Here is a 24,133-nt window from a genome sequence, read left to right as displayed (position 1 = left end):
TTCTGGGGCCTTTATGAAATGGCAACGGCTTATTTATCATCCTGAAGTTAATTACGCACTACGCCAAACATTGGTTCTCTGTCTGCCCGCAGCATTAGGGTTCGCTCTCGGCGAACTTCGGCTGGGCTTGATGTTTTCTCTGATACCCGCCTGTTGCAACATTGCCTCACTGGATACACCACACCAACATTTTTTCCGGCGTCTGCTGGTCGGCGGCGCGCTGTTTACTGTGAGTAGCTTCCTAACCCAGCAACTGCTGCTATGGGATATTCCGTTGCCTGCCGTCATGCTCAGCCTGGCATTAGTTCTGGGGGTGAGTGGGGCGATTAGCCAGTTGAATGGCCATTTGTTACCCGCGGCACTGATTGCTGCTATTTTCAGCCTCAGCATGGTGGGCCGCGCGCCGATCTGGCAAGCCCCGTTGCTGTGTGCCGTAGGGACACTGTGGTATGGGGTGTTTAACGGGTTATGGTTCCGACTCTGCAAGGATCAACCGATTCGCGAACCTTTGAGTCAGCTTTATCGCTTACTAGCCGATTATTGTGACACCAAATACAGCCTGTTTGCTCAGCACCTTGAGCCGGAAAAATCGATACCGCCGCTGCTGGACAGACAACAGGCGATTATGGACAAGATTAATCAGCTTTATCAGCAATTTAATCTGATTCATAACACCACGAAGAAAGAGCAGAAACGGTTGTTGGGATTGTTCCAAATGGCTCTCGATTTGCAAGAGCATATTACTGCAGCCTTGATTCAGCCGGAAAAAGCACAAGAGTTAATGGAGCAGACACAGATTGAGAGCGTGATGCGCCGTAATTGCCAGAAAATCTCAGCTCAAATGCGCAGCATCGCCAACGACATTCTCTATCACCACCATGCTGATGAGCATTTCACTGCCGATGATGGTCTGACAGAACTGGCAAGCATCGCACAGGCACACCCAGACAACCCGGTCGCACAATTCTACTACTACCATATCAGCCACGTGACCCAGCTATTGAGTGACCGGCGACCACTGTATGACCGTGACCTGATGTCCAGCCAACAACCACAACCTTTCTGGCCGGCGTTGATCAGCTATCTGTCGTTCAAATCAGGTGCACTGCGGGAAGCGGCTCGTCTGGGCGTAACACTGGCAGCAGGTAGCTATATCGGTAACTTAATTCATCTACCCAAACCTTATTGGATTTTGCTTACTGTGATGCTGGTAACGCAGAACGGTTATAACGCCACCAAGGTACGAATCCATCACCGTGCACTCGGCACCTTGATAGGGCTGATATTGGCCGCTGGCCTATTGCATCTGCCAATGCCAGAGGGTGCCACCCTTGGCATTATGCTGCTCATTACCCTTGCCGCTTATCTGGTTCAACGTAAAAACTACGGGCTATCTGTTGTTGGCAGAACCATAACCGCAGTCTATATCTTGCAATTATTGACCGGAGAAGGCGCTGACTTCTTGGTTCCGCGATTGCTGGATACCTTAATTGGCTGCGCATTGGCCTTTGCCAGCGCCTTATGGCTGTGGCCTCAGTGGCAGAGCGGTTTACTGCGTAAGAATGCCCATCAGGCGCTAGAGGCGTATCAGAAGATTTTGCGCTTGCTGCTGACGCCTGAGCCTGATATCAACCAACTGGCCTATGAACGCATTGCAGTAAATAAGGCCAGTAACACCGTGTTAAGTTCCTTAAATCAGGCGATGCAAGAGCCGGGGTTCAACTCAAAATATTTGGCAGATATGCGATTATGGGCCACTCACAGTGAGTTGATTGTTGGGCATATCAATGAGATGACTATCCTGACGCGGGCTTATCCCTTGGGGAGTTCAGTACCAGGTAAACATCACATTCAGCTCAGCGTCGAACTGGCGGCGGATTATTTACAACTCTGTGAGATAGCCATTCAGCAATGCCAGCAACGGCTGGAGTCAGACAACAGCGAGGGGAATAACGATTTCGTGCAGATGCCGGATGTCACACCGGATACACAAATTTCTGAACTGGAACGTAATTTACGCCGGGTTTTGTCACACTTAAGCGTGATGCATACGGTGTCTGCCATGGCTTGGCAACAACAACCCCATCACGGTATTTGGCGCAGTCGGAGATTGCGGGAGCATGTATAGCAATGGAGAGGCAAAATACCTCTCCATAATTGAGTTAACCCTGGACCAGACTGGCGATGGCTTGCTCTAACCGCGCCATTCCTTGTTTGATATCATCCAGCTCCACCACTAATGAAGGGGCTAACCGCAACACATTTGGCCCGGCATTGAGGACCATCAAGCCATTAGCCGCCGCAGCCATCAGCAACTCGCGCGCACGGCCATGGTATTGCGGCGTTAACTCGGCACCAATCAATAACCCCATGCCACGGATATCGTCAAACAGGTGATACTTGTTATTGATCTCTTGCAGAGCCTGCACAAACAGGCTGTGGCGCTGTTCAATACCATTAAGTACCTCAGGGGTATTAATCACATCTAGAGCAGCCTCAGCGACGGCACAGGCCAGAGGATTGCCCCCATAGGTGGTGCCGTGAGTTCCCACCGCCATTACCGACGCAATTTCTTCCGTGGTTAGCATCGCACTGATAGGGAAACCACCACCTAAGGCTTTCGCCGTGGTCAGAATATCTGGCGTCACACCATAATGCATATAGGTAAACAGCTTGCCGCTACGCCCCATACCGCTTTGTACTTCGTCAAATACCAGCAGCGCATCATGCTGATCACATAAAGCCCGCACCCCTTGTAGAAATTCAGGCGTCGCAGAGGTTAACCCCCCTTCTCCCTGAATGGGTTCGAGCACCACCGCACAAGTATGATCATCCATAACGGCTTTCACCGCAGCCAGATCATTAAACGGCACATGGATGATATCGGCAGGTTTCGGGCCAAAACCATCGGAATACTTGGGCTGCCCCCCCACCGATACAGTAAACAAGGTGCGGCCATGGAAAGCATTATGGAAAGCAATGATTTTAGTCTTATAGGGGCTATGACGCTCAATGGCATAATGACGGGCCAGCTTAAAGGCCGCTTCATTTGCCTCGCCACCCGAGTTGGCAAAAAACACGCGATCCGCAAAGGTGGCATCAATCAGTTTTTGCGCCAAACGCAGCGCAGGCTCATTAGTGAAAACGTTACTGGTATGCCATAACGTCTCACCTTGCTGATGCAATGCCGCTACCAGCGCCGGGTGGCAATGCCCCAGAGCAGTAACCGCGATCCCACCAGCAAAATCAATATATTCCTTGCCTTGTTGATCCCACACTCGGCTGCCCTTCCCTTTTACCGGAATGAACTGTGCTGGTGCATAAACAGGCAAAATAACCTGATCGAATGTACTGCGAGTTACTGCTAACTTATCCGCCATTATACTGTCCACCCTGATATCCCCTTCGCACTTGAAGCTACAGGGTTGTTAGCTGCACGCAGCGTTCAAATCTGTTCCCGACAGATTTGTCACCCGAATCACTTGACTGTGTAAGCTCATCGGGATTCGTTTGCGGGCTGCCTACCTGCAACTCCAATTACTTTGGGTATAATCCATTGAGTTACCAATTATTGGTATGTGAAAATATAATCACAAAATATGCATAAAAAATCACAATCAGGCAAACAAAAAAAACAATTAAATAATAAATACAACTCAACCAGCTAATTTTTAAGGAAATTATCTAATAATTGATGACCTTGCTCGCTGAGGATACTCTCAGGATGGAACTGCACTCCCTCCAATGGCAAGGTGCGATGACGGATACCCATAATCTCATCCATCACTCCCTCATGTTCGGTCCAGGCGGTCAGTTCAAAACAGTCTGGCAATGAGTCGGTCGCAATCACCAAAGAGTGATAACGGGTCACGGTCAGCGGTTGGTTAAGCCCCCGAAAAACCCCCTGACCATTATGGCAAATAGCCGTGGTTTTACCGTGCATCACTTGCCGCGCTCGCATTACGCGTGCGCCAAAAGCCTGCCCTAGTGCCTGATGCCCCAGGCAAACACCCAGTATCGGTAATTTTCCGGCAAAATGGCTGATGGCAGCTAAAGAAATTCCGGCCTCATTGGGCGTGCAAGGACCTGGCGAAATCACCAAATGTGAGGGTGATAACTTTTCAATATCAGCGAGTTGTACCTCATCATTACGTTTAACCACCACCTCAGCCCCCAATTCACAAAAATACTGGTAGAGGTTGTAAGTAAACGAATCGTAATTATCGATCAATAGCAGCATTTCATATCCAAAAAATCAGGTTAACGCTTACGCCCACCGGTAATTGACCCCAGGACACCACGCAAAATTTGTCGTCCCAAGTCCCGCGCCATGCTCTTGGCTGCCGTCTGGACGATACCATCACGTTTGCCACCGCGCGGGCCGGTAGAGCCAAACAGTAGATCATTCAGCCCATCCATCAAACCACCGCCCGCGCTACCCTGCTGATCGGTTGACGGCTGAGAAGCCGCCCCCCCTACGGCCGCTGCATCCCCCATGGTAGAGAATCCACCCGCAGATAATTTCTCATAAGCAGACTCGCGATCCACCCCCTCCTCATAACGGCCATACAGTGGGGAATGATTGATAGCGTGATTACGTGCTGCCGCATCCAATGCGCCCATTTTTGATTGTGGCGCGATAACCATACCCCGCTCGACCACATTAGGCCGCCCTTTCTCATCAAGGAAAGAGATGAGTGCCTCGCCAACCCCCAATTCGGTAATCACCTGTTCGGCACTGAATGCCGGATTCGCGCGCATAGTCTGAGCTGCGGCTTTAACTGCTTTTTGATCCCTTGGGGTAAAGGCACGCAGGGCATGCTGTACCCGGTTGCCCAATTGGCCGAGGATTTTATCGGGAATATCTAATGGATTTTGCGTCACAAAATAGATGCCGACCCCTTTCGAGCGAATCAGCCGGACCACCTGTTCAACTTTATCCACCAGCGCCGTTGGCGCATCACTGAACAACAGATGGGCTTCATCAAAGAAAAACACCAGCTTAGGTTTATCAACATCACCCACTTCAGGAAGTTGCTCGAAAAGTTCTGCCAGCAACCACAACAGAAAAATCGCATACAGTTTGGGCTGATTAATTAACCGATCAGCCGCTAACAGATTGATAACTCCCTGCCCATGGCTGTCGATTTGCATTAAATCGTGAATATCCAGCATCGGCTCGCCAAAGAATTGATTGGCACCTTGCTCTTCCAAAGCCAGTAAACCACGCTGGATAGCACCAATTGAGGCCGGCGTGATGTTGCCGTATTGCGTACGGAACTGTTTCGCGTTGTCACCAACATATTGCACGATAGCCCGCAAGTCTTTCATATCAAGCAGCAGCAGGTTGTTGTCATCGGCAATTTTGAATACCAGTTGCAACACACCACTTTGCACGTCATTCAGATCAAGCAGACGCCCTAGCAGCAGCGGGCCAAGATCGGAAATAGTGGCACGGATCGGATGACCCTTTTCAGCGAAGATATCCCACGGCACAATCGGGCAAGCTTGTGGCTGCCAATCCGTAACACCTATCGCTGCCAGTCGGGTTTGAAGTTTTTCCGAATCAACCCCTTCCGCCCCAATGCCAGATAAATCCCCTTTCACATCGGCGAGAAATACCGGCACACCAATACGGGAAAATTGCTCAGCCATTTTTTGCAGGGTGACTGTTTTACCAGTGCCGGTCGCGCCAGTAATCAAGCCATGACGGTTAGCCAGAGCCGATAAAATCACTAAATCCTGTGCCGGCGGCACCTTCGCGATAAGCAATGTTTCACTCATAAACCTTCACCCCATCACGTTTACGTTAGAGACAGATAATTGATTATAAGCACCCGATTCGGGCAAACGGATTAATTTATGACAGCAATGCGACTGTTACCCAAAGAACGTGGCGTTGCAGGTGGGCAGCAAGCAAAAGACAGATTGGTTGTAAACCAGCCTTCGAGGTTTAGCGTGAAGGCTGGTAACCAGCGATTAAGGTAAAACTTTCGCTGACAGGATAGTGATAGGTTTGACCGGCACATTCTGATACGGGCCGACATTTTCGGTCTGAACCTGGGAGATCTTCTCTACCACATCCATCCCTTTAACCACTTTACCGAACACCGCATAACCGAAGTCACGTTGGCCGTGGTCAAGGAAGGCATTATCTGCCACATTCAGGAAAAACTGGCTGGTAGCACTGTCTTTATCAGCAGTACGGGCCATAGAGATGGTGCCACGCAGGTTGCGCAGGCCGTTATCCGCTTCATTCTTGATTGGTGTTTTAGCAGTTTTCTGTTTGAAGTCAGCAGTAAAACCACCACCTTGAACCATAAAACCAGGGATAACACGGTGAAAAATAGTGTTGTTGTAGTAGCCGTTGTTAACATAATCAACGAAGTTTTGTGTTGAAACCGGGGCCTTCTGGCTATTGAGTTCCAACTCAATATTCCCCACTGACGTCGTTAACAACACATGAGGCTCACCGGCAGCAAAAGCTGCGGGGGCCACGGCGCTAAGGGAACAAAGTGCAATGAAGGTCACTAAAGTACGTTTAAACATTAACGGTTCCTTTCTGTAGGATGCGAACAACGGAAAAGCGCTTTGATTCTAGAGAGCTGACCCGCGCAATGCCACCCATTTACGGAATTTTACGTAACAGAATGCGCATTTAGGCTGAAAAGCTGCCTCTTCAGCAGTTAAACCGCACCATGATGATTAATTAGCCAAATTAAACCATTCCCGCACTCCCAGGCAACAGTGGAATTCTGCTATAGGGATCACGTCTTGTTTATTTTCCTTTATCTTATCTGCCATTTTTGAGAGAAACATCTCATTTTGTTTTTGGTTAATCGCTAGTCTGCTTCCAAATGAGAGCGCTCTCATTTCTAATTAATCTATATGGAAGCCAAATGATGAAAACCTTTAAAATTGCCATTATCGGTGGCGGTAGTAGCTATACCCCGGAGTTGGTTGATGGGCTGATTCAGCGTATTGACCAGTTACCGGTCACTGAACTGGCACTGGCTGATGTCGAATTGGGCCGTCAAAAAGTGGAAATCATTGCTGCATTAACCCGAAGAATGCTGGATCGGCATGGGCTAGAGCATGTAAAAGTCAGCATTCACTTCTCACTGGATGATGCGATTGCCGGAGCCAGTTTTGTCCTGACACAGTTCCGTGTCGGCCAACTCCCGGCACGCGCCGCGGATGAACGTTTAGGGCTGAAATATAACCTGCTTGGGCAGGAAACTACCGGGGTTGGTGGGTTCGCCAAAGCTCTGCGTACCATTCCGGTGATGCTTGATATTGCCGCCAGAGTTGAGCGATTAGCACCGGATGCCTGGATCATTAACTTCACCAATCCAGCCGGTATCGTTACTGAAGCAGTGACACGTTATAGCAAAGCGAAAATCATCGGCTTGTGTAATGTCCCAATCAGCATGCACCATATGATTGCCAACTTGCTCCACGCACCTTATGAAGATATCCAACTGCGCTTTGCCGGGCTAAATCATATGGTGTGGGTGCATGAGGTGTTACAACGTGGCAAAGATGTTACCGCCGAGGTACTGGACATGTTGTGTGACGGGGCCTCACTAACCATGAACAACATTAAGGAAGCACCATGGCCGCCAGAGTTCCTGCGGGCAATGGGGGCGATTCCTTGTCCGTATCATCGCTATTTCTATCAGACTCAGGATATGTTGGCAGAAGAGATGGCCGCAGCAGCCGAGCGTGGCACCCGTGCGGAACAAGTTATGCAGGTAGAAAAAGAGCTGTTCGAGCTGTACGCTGATCCGCATCTGGACAGTAAACCAGAGCAACTCAGCTTCCGTGGCGGATCATTTTATTCTGAAGTTGCACTGGAACTTATTCGTGCCATTCATAATAATTTAGGTACGCAACTTGTTGTCAATACAACAAACCGAGGTGCAATTCGCGGTTTATCTGACGGCTCAGTAGTAGAAACTAACTGTATTGTTGATGCACAAGGTGCACACCCACTCACCTTCGGCCCATTACCTGTTGCTATGCATGGGTTGACCCAGCAAGTAAAGGCCTACGAGCGCCTGACCATTGAAGCTGCGGTTCATGGTGACCGTCGTAGTGCCTTGTTGGCGTTAGTGACTAACCCACTGATTGCTAACGCCAGCATTGCTCAGCCACTATTGGAAGAAGTTCTACAGGTAAATAAACCTTACTTGCCTCAGTTCACAGAACTGTGATGGTAAATTAACTATTGTTGCGGGTTCTGACTTTATACCCAACGCTATAGGCGTTATAGCCAGATAACCCGCATAAACCCCGATGAACTTGTGCAATCAAGCGATTCGGGTGACCAATCGGCAGATTTGAATGCTGATTGCTGCAGTCTGGAGTGAGTCACGAACGCCGCTAACCCCCTGCGGCCTCAATAGCCAAGGGCTACTTTTAGCCTAAACAGGAGCATGAAATGGTTACACTGGAAGACGTCGCGGTATTAGCCGGGGTTTCCCGCGCTACGGTTTCCCGCGTGGTCAACGGTGATACCAATGTCAAAACCCTGACCCGCGAAAAGGTTGAACAAGCGGTCGCGGTATTGGGTTACACCCCAAACCCTGCCGCACGTGCACTGGCTTCCAGCCAAAGTAATACCTTGGGGTTGGTGACAACCTCATATCGCGGTGGCTTTTTTGGCGCGTTGATGGATTTCGTACAAACCGAAACAGAATCACAGGGTAAGCAGTTATTGGTCACCCAAGGGCGGGATAATGCTGATAAAGAGTGGCAAGCAATTCAGCGCCTGTATAACTTACGCTGCGACGGTTTAATCCTCCATGTACGTTTTCTCAGTGACGAGAAACTGCAACAACTTGCAGCGGCAGGCCGGTCATTTGTGTTATTAGACAGGATGGTTCCCGGTCTTGAACCCCGCTGTGTGACCTTTGATCACCGGCGTGCGAGTCAGATGGCGACTCAGGTACTTATCGATGCAGGCCACCGTCATATTGCCTGTATCAGTGGCTCTTCTCAGCGCTATTCCAGTGTGTTACGCCGTCAGGGTTTTTTGGATGCCATGCAACTCGCAGGTTTAGAACCTACCGCCTGTGTGGAAGGCGTTTACGATCTGGAAAGTGGCTATCAACGCGCGGACGAGATCTTAAAGCGGCCTCGCCTACCAACCGCTATCTATTGCTGTAACGAAGAAATGGCAATCGGCGCGCTGTTGGCTATTAATAAACACCATTTGCAGGTGCCACAGGACATTTCATTGATTTGCTATGACAGTGGCGAACGCGCTCCTTTTGTTAGCCCGGCATTAACCAGCCTGCATTTCCCGATTGTTGGAATGGCGCAATTCGCCACCCAGTTGTTGATTAATCCGCAGCTCCCCAGTGCCAGTTTCCCGCCAACAATTATTATGCGCGATTCTGTTATGCCACCGAAACAACTCCGCTAGTCAGCCCCGGTGGCAAGTTATCGCTCTTTCCTGCTTATCTCTCTTTTCGTTCATGAAGATAGCGAATGTTATTGGCATTGCTGGCACAGAATAAACCTTATCAGTGGCTCATCACCCGCATCACTCACATGAGTAAGTGATGCGACTGCGTGCCTAACACCCCTATTGCTTCAAGTACCAAGGGCCGCTCTATTAAAACGTCACATTCAACTTTGCCCAAAGAGTTCGACCCGGCTCATTCAACGACGTATTGGCCGAGTACCCAAATCCACTATTACCGGCCAGATTGAGGTGCTCGCTGTACGCTTTATTCAGTAGATTATCGATACCAGTGCTGACTTTGACTTGTTTTGTAACCTTGTAAGCCACATTGGCAGACAGCACACCGAAGCCCGCACTATCAGCAAAGTCTTTACCTACCACATTCCCTTCGTTAATCGCGACCCGGTGCTGGCTGCTGACTAACCGCCATAATGCCGTGCTGCTCCAATCCCCTGCTTCAAACGTCAATCCTAACCGTGCTTCAAGGGGAGGGATTTGCGGCAACGGACGATGATTACTGGTATTTTCCCCCCAGGCATAAGCCAGGCTGGCGTCAGCTTTCCAATTGTCGTTAAAGGCATAGCCGGCCCCCATCTCACCGCCCATAATAGTTGCGTTGATATTATCTGCCTGACTGATGCGCAGATTGTTCGGGTCATACTTGAACAAAATGAAATCATTGACCCGCCCAAGATAAGCAGAGACCCAACTGTTGAGCTGCTTACCATTGTATTGCGCGCCAATATCAAGTTGAGTGGTCTTTTCACTCTTCACCCCCTCAAAAGCACTGCTGGAGCCAACAGGCCCGAACGTCGGCGAAAATAGCTCCCAATAATCAGGAAAACGCTGCGTATGGCCCAAACCGGCGTACCACATCACGGGTAAGTCAGCCAGATTATGCTCAAAACGCATGAAACCAGCGGGGAGCGTTGCAGAGCGTGTCGGTTGAAAAGCACGGGCATAATTGGTGACTTCATGATGGTCAATGCGGGCACCGGTAATCAGTTTATCCTGATCGCTGGCACTCCAGGTCAGTTCGCTAAACAAGCCGTTGCTGGTAAAGCGAGCATCTTTATCCCAATGGCCTTGTTTATTTTTACGGTGCGTATTGGTTTGCAAATCAGTACCCGCCTCCAATTTCAGATCCCGCCACAACCAAGTGCCCATGACCCGGCCCCCCATCGTGCGCCGGTCTACATTACTGGACATCGCCATCATCGGTGGTGTGCGTAAGGTATTGTTATCCATAATGTGATTGGCATAATTGTAGTAGACTTTGGCTTCAATTTTGTCCAACACTTCACCGATATTTGTTTTTTCAAAGCGTGCGCCCAGACTCTCGCGCAAGAACTGGGAACCGTCCATACCGCGCCCGGCATACCTTGCTTCACCGTCACCTTTACCCGCCGTTAGCTCGAGCAACGTATCGCTGTCTGGTGTCCAGCCCAAGGCAATATCGGCATTCCATTTATCCCATTTCGAGGGCACCCGCGTACCATTGCCATCTTTGTAATCACCAGCCTGAGACTGATTGCCCATCATGCGCAAATAGCCTTGCTCGTTACCTAAACTGGTATCGAGATTTTTATCCCAGCGACCATTAGAGCCCACCAATAGACTGGCATTCCCTTTGATGCCCGCCTGGTCAAAGTGAGGGGGTTGCCGCTCAAACAAAATAGTACCGGCGGAAGCACCAGCTCCCCACAACACTGATTGTGGCCCCTTCACGACGGTCAGCAGGTCAAAACTCTCTGGTGAAATATAGGATGTGGGCGCGTCCATCCTTGATGGGCAGGCCCCCAGTGTTTCCCCACCATCTGTCAGAATTTTTATCCGTGAACCAAACATGCCACGGAACACCACATCCCCATTGGTACCCCCATTACGGATTTGCGAGAAACCGGGGATAGTTTTCAGATAGTCCGCTCCATCACTGGCGGGAACAGGTTGGCGCGGCGCTTTAGGCGAGGTCACGATAACCAGCGGCGAATGAAGAGGCGCGCTAACAGTTATGACATCAGCATCATTGAGTTTTTTCTCACTGCTATCGTTGATGGTGTTATTCGCCACCGGATCATGAGTCATCAGATGATCATGCGTAGCGGCAACGGTATTTAAGGCAAATACCGAAAAAGCAGCGGTTACTGCGCATGCTAATAATGTTTTTTTATAGGTTTTACTCTTGCCAGACATAATTATTCCTTGGGCAATACAAATCACTCCGGTGAGTATTTATCCACACCAGAAAAATGGTTTTTATTTTTTATCGGATTATCAGGAATAAAAGGCAGGTGGTGCGCGTGGTTGGCTCTCTGAATAGGTATCTTGAATAATTAACCAATAGATAAATGACGGCGCAGGGATCTCGGCTAACAGTAGTGCAGAGCGAATATCCGCTTTGAAAGCTGTATTCAGTAGGGGCAAATGAGTCAGTAATACGCAATAGCCACAAGCTGCATGATCCATCATCATGCCATCATGACCGCCTCCGGCCTGCGCGGTATTGCTATGTTGGGCCGTTGTCTGGCTCTGTTGAGGGTCAGTGTGATGCGCCATATCCATAGCACAATTGGCCTTAGCAGCACTCACACTCATCGTTGAGATGGTTTTTTGCTCATACGAAAGCGCCAGTGAGACTGAAACCACCGGAGCGATAAATAGCATCAGGATCGCCGCTATCCCCAACCAGGCAGAAAAGCGCCTTCTTTGATAAAGAATTTGGCTCAACGGCAGCCTATCGCCGTTGGTGTTACATCGGTATTCACGCTTCTTATCACGATAAATTCCTTTATATCGATGAAAAAAAGAAAGTAAGGCGGATTAATTATCTGTTTTATTAATAGTTTTATACCCAAGTTACTTTGAGATGCAGGTAGACGGCAACCGAGCAGATCCCCTGGAGCTTAGATAACTAAGTGACTGGGGTGAACAAGGGCTGCCAACACCCCTGTATCTTGAAGGGCGACCGGTATATGAGTTTTTACTGATCTACAAGCGGGGCAAATCATACCTGAAGCAACCTTAACACGACCCACACTTTAATAGAATTAAGAATCTTTATCATTTGAGGCCGCAGCGTAATCTGTGACGGCTCACTATTATTCGCAATTGCTTTTCAGTCATTACATTAAAAGTTGAATGTAAATCACAAAAACTCACTATGCCTGTGCTAGGATCCGCCGCCTTAGTGCTGAAAACCGGTTTGACCTCCTTTTAGCCCTATGTCCGTTTTTAGCCATTATCTGTCTTTAACTCTTTATTTATTTGATACTGACGCACAGGCCTATTTATGAATAACAGCAATCGCATTCGGCTCACTTGGATCAGTTACTTCTCTTACGCCCTTACTGGTGCGTTAGTTATTGTCACCGGGATGGTGATGGGGAATATCGCAGAGTATTTCAATCTGCCTATTGCCAGTATGAGTAACACATTTACTTTCCTTAACGCGGGTATTTTAATCTCCATCTTCCTCAATGCCTGGTTAATGGAAATCATTCCATTAAAACGCCAGTTGGTGTTTGGCTTTATTCTGATGTTGATTGCTATCGCCGGATTGATGGTTGGCCATAATCTAATGGTCTTCTCAATCAGCATGTTCATCCTCGGGGTGGTCAGCGGGATAACCATGTCGATTGGTACTTTCCTGATAACCCATATGTACGAGGGGCGTCAGCGCGGTTCACGCCTGCTGTTTACCGATTCGTTCTTCAGTATGGCGGGGATGATTTTCCCTGTCGCCGCCGCAATGCTGCTGGCACGCCATATCGAATGGTACTGGGTGTACGCTTGTATCGGCCTGCTGTATGTCGGTATTTTTGTGCTAACACTGTGCTCTGATTTCCCAGTTCTGGGCCACAAAGCCGCTGATCAAAGCAAACCGGTTGCGAAAGAGAAATGGGGAGTTGGCGTGCTGTTCCTGTCGATTGCCGCATTGTGCTATATCCTTGGCCAACTTGGTTTTATCCAGTGGGTACCGGAATACGCCACCAAAACTTTCAATATGGATATCAGTCAGGCTGGCCAACTGGTCAGTAACTTCTGGATCTCTTATATGATTGGGATGTGGGTGTTCAGCTTTATCCTGCGCTTCTTTGACCTACAACGCATCGTAACTGTACTGGCGGCACTGGCAACACTGGCGATGTATCTGTTTGTCAGCACCGATAACCCACAATACCTGAGCTACTACATTCTGGCGTTGGGTTTTGTTTCCAGTGCAATTTACACCACACTGATTACTCTGGGTTCATTGCAAACCAAAGTCTCTTCGCCAAAACTGGTTAACTTCATCCTGACCTGCGGTACTGTCGGTACCATGCTGACCTTCGTGGTGACTGGCCCGATTGTCGCCAACAGTGGTGTTCATGCCGCGCTGGCAACAGCAAACGTCCTGTACCTGGCAGTGTTTGTGATGTGTCTGATTCTGGGCTTCTTCACCAAACACCGCAGCCACGGCCATGTGACTGACTGATTTATCGGTTTTACTGCCCTGCCGCCATCACGGTTGCAGGGCAGCGCCTATTTAAAATTCACTACCTCTTCCTGCCCCAGATATATGCGGCTTTCGGCTGGCTGGGTCTTGGCAATCACCATCCCATGACGAATGGAATAGTGCACTGGCACCTGTCGCCGCACGGCATCGAACCCATTTTCTGCGGGCAGAATAATCAGGTTAGCGCTATTACCTGGCTGCAAGCCATAATCAGATAAATGCATTGTTCTGGCGCTGTGGGTGGTTATCAGATTCAACCCATCGTTAATTTGGCTATACCCCATCAACTGACAAATATGTAGCCCCATATGCAGGACTTGCAGCATATTGGCAGTGCCTAGCGGGTACCACGGGTCGAATACATCGTCATGGCCGAAGCAGACATTAATTTCTGCCGCCAGCATCTCTTTAACCCGCGTAATACCACGCCGTTTCGGATAAGTATCAAAACGCCCTTGCAAATGAATATTCACTAATGGATTGGCGACAAAGTTGATACCGGACATTTTCAACAGACGAAATAGCCGGGAAGCATAAGCCCCATTATAGGAGTGCATTGCTGTGGTGTGGCTGGCGGTAACGCGCGCCCCCATATTTTCCCGGTGCGCCAAGGCCGCCACTGTTTCAACAAAACGTGACTGCTCATCATCAATTTCATCACAATGCACATCTACCAGCCGCTGATATTTCTGTGCCAAGGCGAAGGCGATATGCAGAGATTCAACGCCATATTCGCGAGTGAATTCAAAATGTGGGATGGCCCCAACTACATCAGCTCCCAGTCGCAGCGCCTCTTCTAACAGCGCGGCACCGTCGGGATAAGAGAGAATCCCTTCTTGTGGGAAAGCGACAATCTGCATATCCACCCATGGGCTGACTTCTTCTTTTACCTCTAACATCGCACTGAGTGCCGTCAGACTAGGATCGGAAACATCCACATGGGTACGGACATGCTGAATACCATTGGCGATTTGCCACTTCAACGTCTGCCATGCCCGCTGTTTAACATCCTCGCGCGTGAGCAAGGCTTTGCGCTCTGCCCAGCGCTCAATCCCCTCAAACAGAGTACCTGACTGATTCCAGCTCGGTTGCCCGGCCGTTTGGGTGGTATCCAGATGGATATGTGGCTCAATAAAAGGCGGCAATGCCAACCCACCTTGCGCATCCAGCACCCCGGCGCCAACCGTCTGCTGTTCCGGCTGCGGGCTAATAGCACTGATTTTGCCCTCCGCGATAGTTATCTGCCAAAAGCCCGCTTGCCCGGCAAGCCGCACATTATTGATAGTGGTGAGTAAGTGATTTGGTAAGGATTGCGTTGTCATCGATGCCTCCATGATCCCTTTTATATTCTGGTCATAACTAAAAGCTATTTGCTTTAGCTTACCCGACCAACAGTATGCTGCCCGATTTTCTTTTCAGTCATTTAAAATCTAAAACTGAAACCTTTCAGCTAAAGATGAATGAAATCCGCAACTTATCAAAAATCGTTAAAAATCATTCATCTACCACCTTAGAGGTATATGGAAAGCAAATTGATTTACATCAAGAAGTGCGGTGTGGGGAGGATTACTGTAAGCGTAGAAAATTAAAAATTGAGGCAAAAATGAGCAAAGTCAAACTTGCCATCATCGGCAACGGTATGGTCGGCCACCGCTTTATCGAAGACTTATTAGATAAAGCAGATAAAGACCAATTTGAGATAACCGTATTTTGCGAAGAACCGCGCATCGCTTATGACCGGGTACATCTTTCTTCTTACTTCTCCCACCACACTGCGGAAGAGTTATCACTGGTTCGTGAAGGCTTTTATGAAAAGCACGGTGTAAAAGTGCTGGTTGGCGAACGTGCCATCACTATTAATCGCACCGAGAAAGTGATCCATTCCAACAGTGGCCGTACGCTGTATTACGACAAGCTGATTATGGCGACCGGTTCTTACCCGTGGATCCCGCCGATTAAAGGCAGTGAAGGGCAAGATTGCTTTGTCTATCGCACCATTGAAGATCTGAATGCGATTGAGTCTTGTACTCGCCGTAGCAAACGAGGTGCGGTTATCGGCGGTGGGCTGTTAGGGTTGGAAGCCGCTGGTGCCCTAAAAAGCCTTGGCGTTGAAACCCATGTCATTGAGTTTGCACCGGTATTAATGGCCGAACAGCTTGATCCTATGGGTGGCGACCAGTTGCGCCAGAAGATTGAGCGTATGGGGGTCAGAGTCCATACAGGTAAAAATACCCAAGAAATTATTCATTCAGGCCAAAACAGCCGCAAAACCATGCTGTTTGCCGATGGTAGCCAGTTAGAAGTAGATTTTATCGTCTTCTCCACCGGTATCCGCCCACAAGACAAACTGGCACACCAATGCGGTTTAGCCACCGCGCGCCGTGGCGGTATTGCTATCAATGATTATTGCCAAACCTCCGACCCTGATGTGTACGCCATTGGCGAATGTGCCTCATGGCAAGAGCGCACCTTTGGATTGGTCGCGCCGGGCTATAAAATGGCGCAGGTCACCGCAGACCATCTACTTGGCCGCGAAAACGCCTTCCACGGTGCTGACATGAGCGCCAAACTGAAACTACTGGGCGTGGATGTCGGTGGGATTGGTGATGCTCATGGCCGCACTGAGGGTGCTCGTAGCTACGTTTATCTGGATGAAAATAAAGAAATTTATAAACGTCTGGTGGTTAGCGCAGATAACAAAACCCTGTTAGGGGCGGTGCTGGTGGGTGATACCACCGATTATGGCAACTTGCTGCAACTGGCACTGAACAACATCGAATTACCAGAAAACCCGGACAGTCTGATCCTACCAGCCCATGCGGGCAGCAAACCGGCAATGGGCGTGGACTCGCTACCGGACAGCGCGCAAATCTGTTCCTGTTTTGATGTGACTAAAGGCGACATAATTCAGGCTATCGGCCAGGGTTGCCACACCGTTGCCGCACTGAAATCTGCCACTAAAGCCGGTACCGGTTGTGGCGGTTGCATTCCGCTGGTCACCCAGGTGTTGAATGCCGAACTGAGTAAGCAAGGCATTGAGGTTAACCATCATTTGTGTGAACACTTTGCCTATTCGCGCCAAGAGTTATATCACCTGATTCGGGTTGAAGGGATTAAGTCCTTCGATGCCTTGCTGGAGAAATACGGTAAAGGTTACGGTTGTGAAGTATGTAAGCCAACCGTAGGGTCACTGCTGGCATCGTGCTGGAATGAGTATATCTTAGAGCCGCAACACACGCCGTTGCAGGATACCAATGACAACTTCCTCGGCAATATTCAGAAAGATGGTACCTATTCGGTTATCCCTCGCTCACCGGGCGGGGAAATCACACCGGATGGCCTGTTAGCCATTGGCCGTATCGCCAAACACTATAATTTGTATACCAAACTGACCGGCTCTCAGCGGGTGGGGATGTTTGGCGCGCAAAAAGATGACCTGCCCGCTATCTGGGCGCAACTCATTGAAGCCGGTTTTGAAACCGGACACGCCTATGCCAAAGCCCTACGTATGGCAAAAACCTGCGTTGGCAGTACCTGGTGCCGCTTTGGTGTCGGCGACAGCGTCGGCTTTGGTGTGGCGCTGGAGCATCGTTACAAAGGCATTCGCACACCGCATAAAATGAAGTTTGGGGTCTCCGGCTGTACCCGTGAATGTTCGGAAGCTCAGGGTAAAGATGTCGGAATTATCGCCACCGAAAATGGTTGGAACCTGTATGTCTGTGGTAACGGCGGTATGAAGCCACGTCATGCTGACCTGCTGGCAGCGGATCTGGATGAAGAAACCCTGATGCGCTACCTCGACCGTTTCATGATGTTTTACATCCGCACCGCCGATAAGCTGCAACGCACCTCCGTCTGGCTGGAAAGTCTGGAAGGCGGCATTAATTATCTGCGTGCCGTGATCCTCGACGATAAGTTAGCTATTAACGACCAGTTGGAAGCCGATATTGCCCGCCTACGCGACAAAGTGACCTGTGAATGGAAAGTGACGGTTGAGAACCCTGCGGCACAGGTTCGTTTTGCCCACTTCATTAACAGCCCGCTACGCGACCCGAATGTACAAGTGGTACCTGAACGTGAACAACATCGCCCAGCGCGCCCAGATGAGCGTATCCCAGTCCGGGTGTTGGAATTGGAGGATAACGTATGAGCCAGTGGATTCCACTTTGTCCATTAACCGATATTTTACCCGGTAGCGGCGTATGCGGCCTGATCGGTGAGCAGCATGTCGCGGTTTTCCGCCCTTACGCTGACGAACAACTCTTTGCCATTAGCAATATCGATCCCTTCGCCCAAGCCAGTGTGCTGTCGCGCGGGTTGATTGCTGAACATCAAGGTGATCTATGGGTGGCCAGTCCGCTGAAAAAGCAACACTTCCGCCTGCATGATGGTTTCTGTCTGGAAGATGAAAGTCGCTCAGTTGCCCATTATGACGTGCGAGTTCGCGACGGCATGGTGCAAGTCAAAGCGTGATAAATAACAGTTATCCGGTCAGTGCCAGATAACCATAAAATAACTCTTGATCACAGGTATGAGTATGTATACAGATACGATCAACAAATGCGCCGCCAACGCGGCGCGCATCGTCAAGTTATCAAAAGAAAGTCCGCTGGGTTTCTGGATTGGCTCAGCAATGGCTGGTGCCTACGTCGGCCTTGGCATTATTCTGATTTTCACACTGGGTAACCTGATCGATCCTGCTTACCGCCCACTGGTAATGGGAGCCACCTTCGGCCTGGCACTGACTTTGGTCATTATTGCGGGTTCCGAGTTGTTCACCGGACACACCATGTTCCTGACTTTCGGTGTGAAGGCCGGCACCATCAAATCCAGCCAGATGTGGGCAGTATTGCCACAAACCTGGCTGGGAAATCTACTGGGTTCCGTTTTTGTGGCTCTGCTCTATTACTACGGTGGCGGTAACCTGCTGTCGGTAGATACCAGCCTGGTACACACTGCTGCATTAGCAAAAACCTCTGCGCCAGCTATGACCTTATTCTTCAAAGGTGTATTATGTAACTGGCTGGTTTGTCTGGCGATCTGGATGGCAATCCGTGTGGAGGGTGCCGCCAAATTTATCGCTATCTGGTGGTGTTTACTGGCCTTTATTGCCTCAGGCTATGAGCACTCTGTCGCCAACATGACACTGTTTGCCCTATCTTGGTTTGGCAATCATAGCGAGGCCTACACCTTAAGTGGCATCGGTCACAACCTGTTGTGGGTAACCCTGGGTAATACCTTGTCAGGCGCAGTCTTTATGGGCCTTGGCTACTGGTATGCCACACCACGGGAAAATCGCCCGCAACCTGCGGCAATTAACACGCCGCAAGCTGTGAAACAGTAACCTACTGAGAATATTGATTAAGGGGAAACGTACCGTTGGAACCATTCGGTGTAAACCATCGAAGCGCCACAAGGTATGGTCGCCCCTTCAATCACTGAACTTATCAATAGCCACTTCCGCCCCTAGAATGAAGGATTGCCGATGGACTACTTCCCGATTTTCTGCCAACTGCAACATAAAGCCTGCCTGTTGGTCGGCGGTGGTGAAGTTGCCGAACGCAAGGCTCGCTTGCTGCTGGATGCGGGTGCAGTAATTACCGTCAATGCCTGTGAATTTACGCCACAGTTTCACTACTGGGCGGAACAGGGGCTGCTCACATTAGTCTGCGGCGAATTTGTACCGGATTTGTTGGCAGAGAAATGGCTGGTGATTGCAGCAACTGATCAGGTGGCAGTCAATGCCTTGGTCTATCAGAGTGCCAACCTACAGCGGGTGTTCTGTAATGTGGTGGATGACCCGAAACGCACCAGCTTTATCATGCCGTCCATCATTGACCGCTCGCCGATTATGATAGCGATATCTTCCGGCGGTAAAGCCCCTGTATTGGCGCGCTTGCTGCGCGAAAAACTCGAGGCAATGTTGCCACAACATTTGGGGCAACTGGCACAATTGGCGGGCAATTTACGCCAGCGGGTGAAGCAACATTTTACCGCGATGGCCGATCGCCGCCGCTTTTGGGAAAAACTGCTTACTCACGACCGCCTGGCGCAATCATTGGCTAACGACGATCAGCGACAAATCGAACAACATATTGAGCATCTGTTCAATGCGCCGTTGAGTGATTGCGGTGAGGTGGTTCTGGTGGGTGCCGGGCCGGGAGATGCCGGTTTGCTGACGTTAAAAGGGTTACAGCAGATCCAACAAGCAGACGTGGTGGTGTATGACCGGCTGGTGTCTGATGAGGTGATGAATCTGGTACGGCGCGATGCCGAGCGGATTTTTGTCGGAAAAGAGTCCGGCTACCATTGTGTTCCGCAAGAAAGTATCAATCAGCTCCTATTGCAACAGGCACAGCAGGGTAAACGAGTGGTACGCTTGAAAGGCGGTGACCCGTTTATTTTTGGCCGTGGCGGCGAAGAGTTGGAAACACTGGCAGAAGCGGGGATTCCGTTCTCGGTAGTGCCGGGAATTACCGCAGCTTCCGGCTGCTCCGCCTATAGCGGGATACCCCTGACTCACCGTGACCATGCACAAAGTGTGCGTTTGATTACCGGTCATGCCAAAAAAGACGCTCAATTAGATTGGGCCAATCTGGCGGCAGAGAAACAAACACTGGTGTTCTATATGGGGTTATCCCAGGCGGGAGAAATTCAGCAGCAACTGATTCAACATGGGATGCCGGCTACCACGTCTGTGGCATTGGTGGAAAATGGCACCTCGCGGCATCAACGTGTAGTCAGCGGCGAACTGAGCCAATTGGGATTACTGTCCCAGCAGGTCAACAGCCCTAGCCTGATCATCGTCGGTAGCGTGGTCCGTTTACGTGAAAAACTAAATTGGTTCTCCAGTACTGATCACAGCAAAACAGCGGAACAGGTAGAAAAGGTGGGTTAGAAAGGAGGGATAGCGGACTTTTACTGCCCACCGGAGAGATTGACACATGGTAACGAATTAGTTACCGTGAAGTCATGCAGATAAAATACTACACTACATCAGACGGCGTGATACCACTGCAAAAATGGTTATCTAAAAACCGTTCGGCAATCAGTAAAGTGTTAGCTGTAGAAGAACGTTTAAAGCTCGATAATTTATCCTCAGTAAAATGGTTATCTGGTCGACCTGGTATCGGGGAATATCGGATTAATTGGGGAGCAGGTTTACGAATCTATTTAATGAAAGAAGGCGACGAGATCATCATCTTATTGTGCGCCGGTTTCAAAGATATGCAAAACAGTGACTTAGAAAAGGCGCAACGTTACCGTGCTGATTATTTAAAAAGAAGGGTTTAATTATGCCAGCAACAGACAGTAATAAAATGTGGGCTGATTTGCTCCATGATGACCCAGCAGCAAGTCAGGATATTTTAGCGGAAGTTCGCCAGCGTATTCTTGAGGGCGAAATAGAAGTCGCCAAAGGAATGCTAAGAACGCTGATTAAGGCGACGTGTGGTTATCCGGCAATCTCCGAAGATGTAGGCCGTAATTCCAAATCAATTATGAGAATGTTGTCACCAGACGTTGACCCTGGAATCAAAGCATTTATGAGTGTCGTCAATGCCACAGGGCGACACTCACAAAAACACACATAGATACAACTAAAACAGCGTATTGCATATTATAGCGTTGCTGACTTATTTCTCAGCTCCCACCTTAAGGGTTTGGTGGACAAATAACCCGCCAATAAGAGAAGGGAACGCCTTCTCTTATTGTTGACTCGGCTCACTTACGGATGGGCGACAAAACCGATAGCGTCGTACACTTTAGCTAATGTCTGTTGCGCGCGAGCACGCGCCTTGGCAGCCCCTTCACGCATCACTTCCTGCAAGAAAGCCTCGTCTTCACGATAAGTGTGATAACGCGCCTGTAGCTCTGTCAGCATGCCAGAGACGGCATCCGCCACGGCACCTTTCAAATGACCATACATCTGGCCTTCAAACTGTGCTTCCAGCTCAGGAACTGACTGACCGGTCACACCTGACAAGATATCCAGCAAGTTAGAAACACCGGCTTTCTTTTCTACGTCATAACGGATAACTGCTGGCTCGTCAGAGTCCGTCACCGCGCGCTTAATCTTTTTAACCACCGATTTCGGATCTTCCAGCAGTTCAATGACGTTATTGCGGTTGTCATCAGATTTGGACATCTTTTTGGTCGGGTCTAGCAAAGACATTACCCGCGCTCCGGCTTTCGGAATAAACGGTTCAGGAATTTTGAAAATATCACCGTACAACGCATTGAATCGACCAGCGATATCGCGGCTCAGCTCCAGATGTTGCTTCTGGTCTTCACCGACCGGCACCTGATTAGTTTGATAGAGCAAAATATCCGCCGCCATCAATACAGGATAATCAAACAAACCGGCATTAATGTTTTCAGCATAACGGGCTGACTTATCTTTGAACTGGGTCATACGACTCAGCTCACCAAAATAGGTATAGCAGTTCAACGCCCAGCTTAGCTGAGAGTGCTCAGGCACATGGGACTGAACGAAAATCGTACTCTTTTTCGGATCGATACCGCAAGCCAGATACAGCGCCAACGTATCTAAGGTTCTTTTGCGTAACTGCGCCGGATCTTGACGGGCAGTAATGGCATGCAGGTCAACGATGCAATAAATGCACTCATAATCATCCTGCATCTGTACCCACTGACGCAGCGCACCCATGTAATTGCCAATGGTCAATTCGCCGGACGGTTGCGCACCGCTAAATACGATAGGCTTGATTGGGTTACTGGATACAGTGGTTAATTCAGTGGGTTTACTCATTTTATACTTCCTGATCTTTTAAAGACGACAGCCCGATGGCGGGCAACAGATCGGCAAAATGCTCCAGCACGCAATCGGGGTGACTGGTGGCAATAGCTTCGCCGTAGTTATATCCATAGGTCAGCCCAATACAAGGGCAACCCGCGGCCTGCGCAGCCATAATGTCATTACGCGAATCGCCGACAAACAGCATTTCGCTGGCGCGAAGGCCAAGTTTAGCTAACAGTAAATAGAGCGGGGCCGGATGCGGTTTTTTCACTACCACATCGTCGCCACCAATAATTACTGAGAAATAATCTGCGATACCCAGTGATGCCAGCAAAGGAGCAACAAACGGCGTCGGCTTATTGGTAATCAGCCCCATCGGCAAACCATCGGCTGCCAGTTGAGCCAGCGTAGCTTTCACTTGCGGGAATAGCTGGCTCCCCTGTTCAACCGTTTTGGCATAATAGTGATCAAACAGCTCACGGGTATGTGCCACTGACTGAGCATCCGGCTCATGACCTGCCCAGCGTAGCGCCCGCTCAACCAAAATATCAGCGCCATTGCCAATCCAGGTGGACACCAATGCATTACCGGCAACCGGTAAACCCTGATGCTGTAACGCCATATCAATGGCACTGGCAAGACCCGGCGCACTATCAACCAATGTACCGTCCAGATCGAACGCCACACCACGGATAGCATCGAATTTAGTCATGAGCAGACATCGCCAGCTCACTGCGCATAGCATCAATCACCGCAGCATAATCCGGTTGGCTGAAAATAGCTGAACCCGCTACAAACATATCAGCACCAGCCGCCGCAATCTGGCGAATATTGTCGACTTTCACCCCGCCATCCACTTCCAGGCGAATGTCATAGCCACTGGCATCAATCAATTTACGTACCTGACGTAACTTATTCAGTGTTTCAGGAATAAATGACTGCCCGCCGAAACCGGGGTTAACTGACATCAACAAGATGACATCCAGCTTATCCATTACATAATCAAGGTAACTCAGCGGCGTAGCAGGGTTAAACACCAAGCCCGCCTTGCAGCCATTCTCTTTGATCAGTTGTAAGGTGCGGTCGACGTGTTCAGAGGCTTCGGGATGGAATGAAATATACGTGGCACCCGCTTTGGCAAAATCCGGGACGATACGGTCAACCGGTTTTACCATCAGATGCACATCAATCGGCGCGGTAATACCATAGTCACGCAGTGCCTGACACACCATCGGCCCGATGGTCAGATTAGGAACGTAATGATTGTCCATCACATCAAAATGCACAACATCAGCCCCGGCCGCGAGCACCTTGGCGGTATCTTCACCCAAACGGGCAAAATCGGCTGACAGAATAGATGGGGCAATTAAAAACTTTTTCATCCGCGTCTCCAAACGTATCTCTTTGT

20 protein-coding genes are annotated in these 24,133 nt (G+C 49.6%); 10 read left to right on the top strand and 10 right to left on the bottom strand.

Annotated elements, in window-relative coordinates; all coding sequences use genetic code 11:
- Positions 1–13: 13 nt before the first annotated feature.
- The gene (locus tag Q2T71_RS20135) at positions 14–2,128 is read left to right on the top strand and encodes a YccS/YhfK family putative transporter (protein ID WP_372560337.1); all 2,115 of its coding nucleotides are present in this window, start codon (positions 14–16) and stop codon (positions 2,126–2,128) included.
- Between the two features lie 34 nt (positions 2,129–2,162).
- Here the strand turns inward: Q2T71_RS20135 and Q2T71_RS20130 are convergent, their stop codons facing one another.
- The 4 genes from Q2T71_RS20130 to ppiA all read right to left on the bottom strand — a co-directional run bounded on the left by Q2T71_RS20130 (position 2,163) and on the right by ppiA (position 6,549).
- A complete protein-coding gene (locus Q2T71_RS20130; protein WP_372560336.1) occupies positions 2,163–3,380 on the bottom strand; it encodes an aspartate aminotransferase family protein in 1,218 nt (405 codons plus the stop codon).
- Between the two features lie 284 nt (positions 3,381–3,664).
- A complete protein-coding gene (locus Q2T71_RS20125; protein ID WP_372560335.1) occupies positions 3,665–4,240 on the bottom strand; it encodes an aminodeoxychorismate synthase component II in 576 nt (191 codons plus the stop codon).
- A gap of 20 nt (positions 4,241–4,260) precedes the next feature.
- A complete protein-coding gene (locus tag Q2T71_RS20120; RefSeq protein WP_372560334.1) occupies positions 4,261–5,784 on the bottom strand; it encodes a helicase HerA-like domain-containing protein in 1,524 nt (507 codons plus the stop codon).
- 195 nt (positions 5,785–5,979) lie between these two features.
- Entirely contained in the window at positions 5,980–6,549 is a 570-nt protein-coding gene (gene ppiA / locus Q2T71_RS20115; protein ID WP_083161196.1) for a peptidylprolyl isomerase A, read from the bottom strand.
- 353 nt (positions 6,550–6,902) lie between these two features.
- Between ppiA and Q2T71_RS20110 the strand changes: the two genes are divergently transcribed.
- Complete coding sequence (locus Q2T71_RS20110; RefSeq protein ID WP_083163947.1) at positions 6,903–8,216, top strand: 6-phospho-beta-glucosidase; 1,314 nt, start codon at positions 6,903–6,905, stop codon at positions 8,214–8,216.
- A gap of 227 nt (positions 8,217–8,443) precedes the next feature.
- Entirely contained in the window at positions 8,444–9,430 is a 987-nt protein-coding gene (locus Q2T71_RS20105) for a LacI family DNA-binding transcriptional regulator (protein WP_372560333.1), read from the top strand.
- Between the two features lie 192 nt (positions 9,431–9,622).
- Here Q2T71_RS20105 and Q2T71_RS20100 read toward each other — a convergent pair whose 3' ends face one another.
- Complete coding sequence (locus Q2T71_RS20100; protein WP_372560688.1) at positions 9,623–11,557, bottom strand: TonB-dependent copper receptor; 1,935 nt, start codon at positions 11,555–11,557, stop codon at positions 9,623–9,625.
- 189 nt (positions 11,558–11,746) lie between these two features.
- Positions 11,747–12,199, bottom strand: coding sequence for a DUF2946 domain-containing protein (locus tag Q2T71_RS20095; protein WP_372560332.1), 453 nt, complete (start codon positions 12,197–12,199; stop codon positions 11,747–11,749).
- 562 nt (positions 12,200–12,761) lie between these two features.
- Here Q2T71_RS20095 and tsgA point away from each other — a divergent pair.
- Positions 12,762–13,946, top strand: a complete 1,185-nt coding sequence (gene tsgA, locus Q2T71_RS20090; protein WP_372560331.1) for an MFS transporter TsgA — start codon at positions 12,762–12,764, stop codon at positions 13,944–13,946.
- A 47-nt stretch (positions 13,947–13,993) separates the two neighbouring features.
- Here the strand turns inward: tsgA and Q2T71_RS20085 are convergent, their stop codons facing one another.
- Complete coding sequence (locus tag Q2T71_RS20085; protein ID WP_193784747.1) at positions 13,994–15,289, bottom strand: cytosine deaminase; 1,296 nt, start codon at positions 15,287–15,289, stop codon at positions 13,994–13,996.
- A 281-nt stretch (positions 15,290–15,570) separates the two neighbouring features.
- Here Q2T71_RS20085 and nirB point away from each other — a divergent pair, with 281 nt between their 5' ends.
- The 6 genes from nirB to Q2T71_RS20055 all read left to right on the top strand — a co-directional run bounded on the left by nirB (position 15,571) and on the right by Q2T71_RS20055 (position 21,559).
- Positions 15,571–18,117: a nitrite reductase large subunit NirB gene (gene nirB / locus Q2T71_RS20080; protein ID WP_372560330.1), complete on the top strand. Its 2,547-nt coding sequence runs from the start codon at positions 15,571–15,573 to the stop codon at positions 18,115–18,117.
- Positions 18,114–18,440 (top strand): nitrite reductase small subunit NirD, encoded by a 327-nt coding sequence (gene nirD, locus Q2T71_RS20075; RefSeq protein ID WP_032906583.1) that lies wholly within the window; start codon positions 18,114–18,116, stop codon positions 18,438–18,440. Before nirB ends, nirD begins: the two co-directional genes overlap by 4 nt.
- Positions 18,441–18,504: 64 nt before the next feature.
- Positions 18,505–19,311, top strand: a complete 807-nt coding sequence (gene nirC / locus Q2T71_RS20070) for a nitrite transporter NirC (protein WP_372560329.1) — start codon at positions 18,505–18,507, stop codon at positions 19,309–19,311.
- Between the two features lie 141 nt (positions 19,312–19,452).
- Positions 19,453–20,865, top strand: coding sequence for a siroheme synthase CysG (gene cysG, locus Q2T71_RS20065; RefSeq protein ID WP_372560328.1), 1,413 nt, complete (start codon positions 19,453–19,455; stop codon positions 20,863–20,865).
- Positions 20,866–20,939: 74 nt separating this feature from the next.
- Positions 20,940–21,260, top strand: a complete 321-nt coding sequence (locus Q2T71_RS20060; protein ID WP_050088654.1) for a type II toxin-antitoxin system RelE/ParE family toxin — start codon at positions 20,940–20,942, stop codon at positions 21,258–21,260.
- A 2-nt stretch (positions 21,261–21,262) separates the two neighbouring features.
- Positions 21,263–21,559 (top strand): hypothetical protein, encoded by a 297-nt coding sequence (locus Q2T71_RS20055; RefSeq protein WP_080985852.1) that lies wholly within the window; start codon positions 21,263–21,265, stop codon positions 21,557–21,559.
- A gap of 134 nt (positions 21,560–21,693) precedes the next feature.
- On the opposite strand, the gene trpS is transcribed toward Q2T71_RS20055, so the two are convergent.
- The 3 genes from trpS to rpe are packed head-to-tail and all read right to left on the bottom strand — an operon-like array spanning position 21,694 to position 24,107.
- Positions 21,694–22,737 (bottom strand): tryptophan--tRNA ligase, encoded by a 1,044-nt coding sequence (gene trpS, locus Q2T71_RS20050; RefSeq protein ID WP_372560327.1) that lies wholly within the window; start codon positions 22,735–22,737, stop codon positions 21,694–21,696.
- Between the two features lies 1 nt (position 22,738).
- The gene (locus Q2T71_RS20045) at positions 22,739–23,437 is read right to left on the bottom strand and encodes a phosphoglycolate phosphatase (RefSeq protein WP_372560326.1); all 699 of its coding nucleotides are present in this window, start codon (positions 23,435–23,437) and stop codon (positions 22,739–22,741) included.
- Positions 23,430–24,107 (bottom strand): ribulose-phosphate 3-epimerase, encoded by a 678-nt coding sequence (gene rpe, locus Q2T71_RS20040; protein WP_042568757.1) that lies wholly within the window; start codon positions 24,105–24,107, stop codon positions 23,430–23,432. Before rpe ends, Q2T71_RS20045 begins: the two co-directional genes overlap by 8 nt.
- Positions 24,108–24,133 lie beyond the last annotated feature (26 nt).

Source organism: Yersinia sp. 1652 StPb PI (assembly GCF_041538345.1).
Classification (GTDB): Bacteria; Pseudomonadota; Gammaproteobacteria; order Enterobacterales; family Enterobacteriaceae; genus Yersinia; species Yersinia enterocolitica_E.
The sequence above is the reverse complement of the archived record's forward strand: the minus strand, read 5'-3'. Positions and strand labels throughout refer to the sequence as shown.